Below are 268 nucleotides of genomic sequence, written 5' to 3' on the forward strand. Positions count from 1 at the left end.
TTCCAGGTCCAATTGGCGCGACGCCACCGTGAGGCCTCGCTCGACTAGAGTTTTGACGCTGGTCAGCTGTTCTTCGGCGGATTTGAGATTGTCATCCGCGCCCTTGAGCTTCTCCTCCAGCGTATCGATTTCCGTATTCAAGAGATCGCGCAGCTCGGTGAGCGCATTTGACTGTCTGTCCTGCGCATTCGCGCGAGCCTGAAAAATGACCCCTTCCTGTTCGTCGATTCCGGTAACGAGTTACTGATCGGCGCCGAGCGGCTGCTCG

General features: G+C 57.5%; 1 pseudogene. It reads right to left on the reverse strand.

Going from position 1 to position 268, the window contains the following annotated elements:
• Positions 1 to 268 (reverse strand): annotated as a pseudogene (locus tag ACPYOJ_RS35550) (exopolysaccharide biosynthesis protein); the annotation flags it as partial.

Source organism: Rhizobium sp. SVR5-9E, assembly GCF_056755095.1.